At 39.1% G+C, this 668-nt stretch carries 1 pseudogene; it reads right to left on the reverse strand.

Features of this window, described 5'->3' with window-relative positions:
* Positions 1 to 668 (reverse strand): annotated as a pseudogene (locus ACYVTD_RS15225) (hypothetical protein); the annotation flags it as partial.

Below are 668 nucleotides of genomic sequence, written 5' to 3' on the forward strand. Positions count from 1 at the left end.
TATCAAAAGAATAAACAACCGAACCGTCTTGAAGATACACTTCTTTTGTTTTATAAACTCCGTCTCCCGACCAGTCGCTTTCCGAAGAAGCAATTAAACGACGATAGTCAAGAACACTTTCCATTTCATAACTGGAAGGCGGGCGGCGGAAACGGCGTATTGTTTCCATTCTGCCGTCAAGATCGATGTCAATATGTTGAACTACAGGCAGTCCTTTTTCAAATTCCGTAACGGAAACTTGCCGTCCGTTTAATGTTTCAATTGCCTTAAGTATAACTCCCCTGTCCATATAAATTGTTTCCGTTGCGCCGTCAATTTCCAAACTTGGTCGGGAATAGCTTGAACAAAATGAAAGAAGGGCTTTATAAGTAATGGCAATATATTGATATGCCGGTTCGGGATACAGAAGACCTGTAAGTTTGTCGCTTCCGCCAAGTTCTATAAAATTGATTGGCGCGTAACTAAAAAAGACAGGAGCAAAATTAAATGTTTCATTTTCCAATCCGGCTTGTTTTACGGAAGGATAACGCTCCCATTGCAGATCAATACGCCGCGATAAACTTTTTTCGCGCAAAGAATCGTTCTTTGAAACAAAAGTAGAAACTTTTTCAGGATCATTGTCCAGTCCAAAATTAACTGTAAAGCTAATGTTATTATTACTAATATTA

The sequence above is a fragment of the Treponema sp. R6D11 genome (assembly GCF_054786075.1).